Source organism: uncultured Caballeronia sp. (genome assembly GCF_964243625.1).
In the GTDB taxonomy this organism is placed as follows: Bacteria; Pseudomonadota; Gammaproteobacteria; order Burkholderiales; family Burkholderiaceae; genus Caballeronia.
Window position 1 is genome coordinate 1 of sequence record NZ_CAXTGZ010000396.1, and the last position, 5,813, is coordinate 5,813.

Below are 5,813 nucleotides of genomic sequence, written 5' to 3' on the forward strand. Positions count from 1 at the left end.
CCCGGATTGACAGTTTGCGCTGTTGCACGGCAGGAAAATCCTGGCGAGCCGATGGGTGATTGGCGCTTCTGCATGTCTTGCTTAAAAAAAACGCCCGCTCGGCCTTTCTTTTTTCCCAAGACGAAAAACCTCTACCATGAGCGTCTGGTCCAGCACTGTGCCGGGGCTCTTTCTGCGGCGCCGGAGGCCCTTGACGACAGCGAAACGAAAGGGCATCGGCAGCGTGTGCAAAGGGTCAATATAATCGCCTTGTACCCAGCCGTCATCGAGCTTCTCGCCACGACACCGAGGGCGGCGTTTTTGCGAGGCAACATTGATGATCGATGCAACGGCTGTCATCCATCCGACTGCGGTTATTGAAGACGGTGCTGTAATAGGCGCCGGCGTGCGTATTGGTCCCTACTGCATCGTTGGCAGCGATGCCGCGATTGGCGAGGGAACGATCCTCAAGTCCCATGTGGTTGTAAGTGGCCACACACGGATGGGTCGAGACAACACCATCTACCCCTTCGCTACGATCGGCGAGGACAATCAGGATTTGAAGTACGCCGGGGAACCGACGCAAGTAGAAATAGGCGACCGTAACAAGATCCGCGAGAGCGTCACGATACATCGAGGCACGGTCCAAGGCGGCGGCATCACCAGGATCGGCAGCGACAATCTGCTGATGGTCAATGCGCACGTGGCGCACGATTGCATTGTCGGCAATCATTGCATTCTGGCAAATAACGCAACGCTGGGCGGACACGTGATCGTGGATGACTACGTGATCATCGGCGGGATGTGCGCGGTCCACCAATTTTGTGTCATCGGAGCGCACGTCATGGTGGGCGGCTGTTCCGGCGTGGCGCAAGACGTGCCGCCGTTCATCATTGCCCAGGGCAATCACGCTTCACCGAACGGCGTGAACACTACGGGCCTGCAGCGCCGCGGCTTCAGCAAGGAAGCGATCCACGCCATCCGGAACGCCTACAAGGTGCTCTACCGAAGCGGCAAGACGCTCGAGGAAGCGAAGCCGGAGATCGCCGAGATTGCAAGCGTCCACGCCGAAGTCAAACCGTTCCATGAGTTTCTCGTCCGGTCCACTCGCGGCTTGATTCGATAAGTCGTCCGGATTCGGAAGCATCGCGCGGCTGCGAATGTTCGCTAGCGAAAAAAATTCGGCCGGCGCATGTCGATCTCGATGGCCTTCCTTCGTCGTCTCAATGGCGGTATGCGGCTTAACCACGCATTCAGTCAACACTGACAGGAGATTGCAATGTCGATTCAAAAAATCACGCCGTTTCTTTGGTACTCGAACGAAGCAGAGGAGGCCGCCGCATTCTATGCAGGTATTTTCCCGGACTCGCACGTCGTCCGGAAAACCGCGGTGACAAGCGCCGGTTCAACGAAGGTCGTCGAGTTCGTCCTCTTCGGGCAGCCGTTTATCGCCATGAGTTCGGGCGGAGGCGACCCGTTCAATCACTCGGTATCGTTCATGGTCAATTGTGATGATCAGGAAGAACTCGACCGTTACTGGAACGCGCTGCTCGAAGGCGGCGGCGCGCCCGAGGCGTGCGGATGGCTGAAAGACCGCTTTGGCGTCTCGTGGCAAATCATTCCTGGCGATCTCATCGAAATGATGGCCGACTCCGATCACTTAAAGGCCACGCGTGTTGCCGAAGCCATGATGAAAATGGTGAAGTTCGATATCGCGGCGCTGAGGGCCGCGTATTCGGGAACGGCGGGATAACACATCTTCGCACTCAGTGTCTCCGCTCGGTATTGTCCATAAGCGGTCATAATTCAGTCCGTAGTGAAGGACCCTTGAACCCATGACTGCTTCAACCCCGTAACGGAAACATCACATGACAGACCGCGAAGTGATCGTCCCTTCGGCGATGCAAAATATCGTCGCCCGTGCAGGATATGCGCCGGCCGTAAAGGTCGGCGCCATCGTTTTCTGCGCTGGCCAAGTTGGGCGCACGGCTGACCTGGAAGTGATCGCCGATCCCGAGGCGCAGTTCCTGGCATGCTGGATAAATCTGCGCACGGTGTTGCAAGCGGCCGGTTGCACGTTCGAAGACGTTGTCGATATGACGACGTACCACGTGCAGATGAGCACACATATGCCGGTATTCCGGGAGGTGAAGAATCGCGTCTTTCCACGCGGCACATGCGCGTGGACCTCGATCGGCGTATCCGAGCTCGCGCATCCGGGCTTGCTGGTCGAGATCAAATGCGTGGCGGTGAAGCGGGACTCGACTGCGGCATGCTGATGCCTGGCCGACGTGACATGACAGAAGGGAGCGCACGGTGGACCGAATGACTGGAATGGAGACGTTCGTATCCGTGGTCGAATCCGGATCGTTTTCGGCAGCCGCGAGGCTTCTCGATGTCGGGCAGCCGGCGGTATCGAAGGCGATCGCTCAGCTTGAGGATCGCCTGGGTGTTCGCCTGTTGCTCCGGTCCACCCGCGGCCTCACGCCAACGGAGGCGGGTCAGGCCTACTACGAGCACGCAAGACGCGCGATCCTGCAGGCCGATGAAGCCGATTTCGCGGCCAAGGGCGCCGCCAGCAGGTTGGCCGGGCGCCTCAGGGTATCAGCGGCCGTGACCTTTGCGCGGCTTCACATCGTTCCCAGGCTGCCGGTTTTTCTGGAGGCCAATCCGGAGCTGAGCATCGACATCATTCTGGACGATGAAAACGTCGACCTGCTCGAACGTGGCGTCGATGTCGCCTTGCGAATGGGCGCGCTGAACGATTCGACCATGACCGCGCGCAAGCTTGGCACGAGCCCGCGCAAGGTAGTCGGAACGCCTGCGTACTTCGAGAAAGCGGGCACACCGCTGACGCCGGCGGATCTGTCCATGCATCAGGCCGTCATCTACGAGCAGGGCGGCGGTGGATCGGCGTGGTCGTTCGCACGCGGCGCGGCCGAGACGTCTGTTGTGGTTTCGGGACGCGTCCGGGTCACGGCCGCGGAGGGCGTCCGGGCGGCGGTGCTCGCCGGCATGGGCCTGGCGGTCGTCTCCGAGTGGATGCTGGCGCCCGAACTTGCAAGTGGGGAAGTCGTATCCGTGCTCGACGACTGGGGCCTTCCCGGCGTCGATCTCTGGGCGCTTTTCCCGACTGGACGCATGGCGAGCGCGAAAGCGAGGGCGTTTGTGGCTTTCGTTGAAGAAACCCTGGCCGGTGTGGACTCGCACGTCGGATGACGTATTGCGATGGCCAGGGGCGACGTCAAATCCTGGTGCGCTGGTCGGACTCGCCCGCCGTGACTCCATGCTGGCGAAGCACGGGAAGCATGTCGTCAGGTTCCGGCCGATACGTGTAGTCCGGGTTCACCTCCGAATACAGGATCGTGCCGTCCTGTCCAATCACATATCGCGCCGGCATCGGTAAAGTCCAGCTGGCGTCGCCATTGAAAGCTGGCAGGTCGTTCTTCAAAGATTGATAGAGATCGACCAGATAGTCCGGAAGTGCGAAACGGATTCCGAATGCCGCGGCCACATCGTTATGTGTATCGATCAGAATCGGGAAGCTCAGATTGTTTGTTCGAATCGACTTGCGGCTGTTCACTGCATTCTGCGGCGAAATGGCGACAAGACTGGCGCCGTGTTCCTTGAAAGCGGCAAGCGACGTTTCGAGCGCCTGAAGTTCGAGGTTGCAATAAGGGCACCACACGCCGCGATAAAAGCTGACCACGAGCGGCCCTTTCGCAAGCAACGCGGCCGATGAAACCCGTTCGCCGTCGGAATCGTTCAGTGTAAATTCCGGTGCAATATCGCCGGCTTTCAATGCGTGGCGTGCCTGACCTGATGCGATGAGTTCCGCAGTCGCCCGCTCCATTACCGGATGAATTTCCGGTGGTGCGAAGTACGGTGCTTTTCCGCCCATGAAGTCCGCCTTCAATGCGTCGAGTTTTTCCTGAAGTGCCATGTGTACCCCTTGCTGTGCGAGTGGATGATCCGCGTCCGACGGATCAGATCATCTTCCGCGGCCCTGCGATCCGGAAGGCATGTCGAACGCATAACATTCATTCCCAGAGGGCATGGAGCGCGGTGAGTTGCATTTATTCCTGCGCGGAATTCGCGTTATTCGAAAGCGCCCGTAGCCGTTCCCAGATGAACTCGATAACTTTGCCACGGGGTCGGGCAAGACCGCCCGACACGCATACAACGTTCTCAATGGGATTCATCATGTCCAGGTTACAAGGCAAAGTCGCGGTCATCACGGGTGGCAGCAGCGGTATCGGTTTCGCGACGGCAAAGCGGTTTGCTGAAGAGGGCGCGCACGTCTTTATCACCGGGCGGCGGCAGGCGGAACTCGATAAAGCTGTCGAAGCAATCGGCCGGAATGTCACAGCGGTTCAGGGTGACGTCACCCATCCGGACGATCTTGATAGGCTGTACGCCAAGGTCAGGGAAACCAGGGGTGTGATCGACGTGTTGTTCGCGAATTCGGGGTTTATCGAGTTGCAGGGCATTGATCAGATCAGCCCGGAGCATTTCGATAAAATCTTCGGTATCAACACAAAGGGCCTGCTGTTCACGGTGCAAAAGGCGTTGCCCTTGATGCGCCAAGGCGGGTCGATCATCCTCGTGTCGTCCATTGCCAATGTGAAGGCTTTCCAGTCTTACGGCGCGTACAGCGCGTCCAAGGCGGCGGTCCGTTCGTTTGCACGGACCTGGACGCTCGAACTCAAGGATCGCGGCATTCGCGTGAATACGCTGAGTCCGGGACCGGTGGATACGCCGATCATCGACTCGCAGTTCGAGACGAAGGAAGAATCGGACAAGCTGCGCGAGTCCTTCGCGCAAGTCATTCCTCTTGGCCGCATGGGACGCCCGGAGGAGCTTGCGGCTGCCGCGTTGTTCCTGGCATCGGACGAAAGCAGCTTTGTCGCGGGGATCGATCTTCCCGTCGATGGCGGCATGGCACAGGTTTGAGCAGCGAACCCACAGGCTGGCCAGTCGATCACGACGAACGATAAAAATGGACACCGATGCCAGGATGCTCGCGCTAAGCGCCATATCGCACGAGTCGCGACTGGCCATTTTCAGGGTGCTCGCCGGCACGGGGCCGCGCGGATTGTCTGCCGGCGAGATCTCCGGAAAGCTGGGAATCGTCCCATCCAGCCTGTCTTTCCATTTGAAGGACATGCGCCGCGCGAAGCTCGTGTTCGCACGCCGGGAGCGGACGTTCATTTACTACTCGGCGAGCGTGGACGTCATTCAGGAAGTCATCGATTTCCTGAGTGAAACCTGTCTCGCCAGTTCGGGAGGCAGTTCTCCCGGCACGTAGGAGGGCTGTAGCTCCGGTCAATCAGGCTTCAGCATTCTCCGGCAACTTCGCGATCACCTTGATCTCGAACTGAAAGCCATAGAGCCAGGTCACGCCGACCGCAGTCAGTGTCGGATGCGGCGCGTCGCCCCAGTACTCGGATACGACCTTCCAGATTGTCTCGAACTTCGATTCCGGGTCGACCATGAAGACCGTGACGTCGACCGCGTCGTCGAATGTGCATCCGGCCGCCGCCAGAATCGCGTTGAGATTGTCGAACACGAGCCGGACCTGCGTCTCGAGATCTGGCTCGGGCGAACTGTCCTCACGGCTGCCGACTTGCCCCATTCGTGACTACAGCGAACGCTCGATCGCTTTGCCGAGCAGGTCCAGGCCAAGATCGATTTCATCTTCGTGAACGGTCAGCGGCGGCGCGATCCGGAATACGCCGCCCATCCCGGGCAACTGCACGATGTTCATGCTGAGCCCGAGATTCATGCACTCGCGCGTGATCTTGGCGCCGAGCCCATCGGCGGGCTCTTTCGTG

8 protein-coding genes and 2 pseudogenes are annotated in these 5,813 nt (G+C 59.3%); 7 read left to right on the forward strand and 3 right to left on the reverse strand.

Annotation, left to right across the window (positions count from 1 at the left end; all coding sequences use genetic code 11):
• From ACFFAR_RS22755 to ACFFAR_RS22775, 5 genes are all read left to right on the forward strand, one after another.
• The coding region (locus tag ACFFAR_RS22755; protein ID WP_375508516.1) for a hypothetical protein at positions 1-360 on the forward strand (360 nt) is incomplete at its 5' end.
• Positions 317-1,105, forward strand: coding sequence for an acyl-ACP--UDP-N-acetylglucosamine O-acyltransferase (lpxA, locus tag ACFFAR_RS22760; RefSeq protein ID WP_174364732.1), 789 nt, complete (start codon positions 317-319; stop codon positions 1,103-1,105). The genes ACFFAR_RS22755 and lpxA, both read left to right, overlap by 44 nt.
• 153 nt (positions 1,106-1,258) lie before the next feature.
• Positions 1,259-1,732 (forward strand): VOC family protein, encoded by a 474-nt coding sequence (locus tag ACFFAR_RS22765; RefSeq protein WP_174364731.1) that lies wholly within the window; start codon positions 1,259-1,261, stop codon positions 1,730-1,732.
• Positions 1,733-1,847: 115 nt separating this feature from the next.
• Positions 1,848-2,258 carry a RidA family protein gene (locus ACFFAR_RS22770; RefSeq protein ID WP_075358084.1) on the forward strand — a complete coding sequence of 137 codons (411 nt, stop codon included), beginning with the start codon at positions 1,848-1,850 and terminating at the stop codon, positions 2,256-2,258.
• Between the two features lie 37 nt (positions 2,259-2,295).
• On the forward strand, positions 2,296-3,198 hold the full coding sequence (locus ACFFAR_RS22775) for a LysR family transcriptional regulator (RefSeq protein WP_062002302.1): 903 nt from the start codon (positions 2,296-2,298) through the stop codon (positions 3,196-3,198).
• A 25-nt stretch (positions 3,199-3,223) separates the two neighbouring features.
• Here ACFFAR_RS22775 and ACFFAR_RS22780 read toward each other — a convergent pair whose 3' ends face one another.
• Positions 3,224-3,922, reverse strand: coding sequence for a redoxin domain-containing protein (locus ACFFAR_RS22780; protein WP_174364730.1), 699 nt, complete (start codon positions 3,920-3,922; stop codon positions 3,224-3,226).
• 260 nt (positions 3,923-4,182) lie between these two features.
• Between ACFFAR_RS22780 and ACFFAR_RS22785 the strand changes: the two genes are divergently transcribed.
• Both ACFFAR_RS22785 and ACFFAR_RS22790 read left to right on the forward strand, forming a co-directional pair.
• Positions 4,183-4,932, forward strand: coding sequence for an SDR family NAD(P)-dependent oxidoreductase (locus ACFFAR_RS22785; protein ID WP_062002303.1), 750 nt, complete (start codon positions 4,183-4,185; stop codon positions 4,930-4,932).
• Positions 4,933-4,978: 46 nt separating this feature from the next.
• The gene (locus ACFFAR_RS22790) at positions 4,979-5,287 is read left to right on the forward strand and encodes an ArsR/SmtB family transcription factor (RefSeq protein ID WP_375508517.1); all 309 of its coding nucleotides are present in this window, start codon (positions 4,979-4,981) and stop codon (positions 5,285-5,287) included.
• 21 nt (positions 5,288-5,308) lie between these two features.
• Here ACFFAR_RS22790 and ACFFAR_RS22795 read toward each other — a convergent pair.
• Both ACFFAR_RS22795 and ACFFAR_RS22800 read right to left on the reverse strand, forming a co-directional pair.
• A pseudogene (locus ACFFAR_RS22795) lies at positions 5,309-5,611 on the reverse strand (RidA family protein); the annotation flags it as partial.
• Between the two features lie 9 nt (positions 5,612-5,620).
• Positions 5,621-5,813: pseudogene (locus tag ACFFAR_RS22800) on the reverse strand (aspartate aminotransferase family protein); the annotation flags it as partial.

Bases quoted from the DNA above. Each gene is read 5' to 3' on its own strand.
- ACFFAR_RS22780 (WP_174364730.1), bottom strand. From the start codon at position 3,922: ATGGCACTTCAGGAAAAACTCGACGCATTGAAGGCGGACTTCATGGGC.
- ACFFAR_RS22765 (WP_174364731.1), top strand. From the start codon at position 1,259: ATGTCGATTCAAAAAATCACGCCGTTTCTTTGGTACTCGAACGAAGCA.
- ACFFAR_RS22770 (WP_075358084.1), top strand. From the start codon at position 1,848: ATGACAGACCGCGAAGTGATCGTCCCTTCGGCGATGCAAAATATCGTC.
- ACFFAR_RS22790 (WP_375508517.1), top strand. From the start codon at position 4,979: ATGGACACCGATGCCAGGATGCTCGCGCTAAGCGCCATATCGCACGAG.
- lpxA (WP_174364732.1), top strand. From the start codon at position 317: ATGATCGATGCAACGGCTGTCATCCATCCGACTGCGGTTATTGAAGAC.
- ACFFAR_RS22785 (WP_062002303.1), top strand. From the start codon at position 4,183: ATGTCCAGGTTACAAGGCAAAGTCGCGGTCATCACGGGTGGCAGCAGC.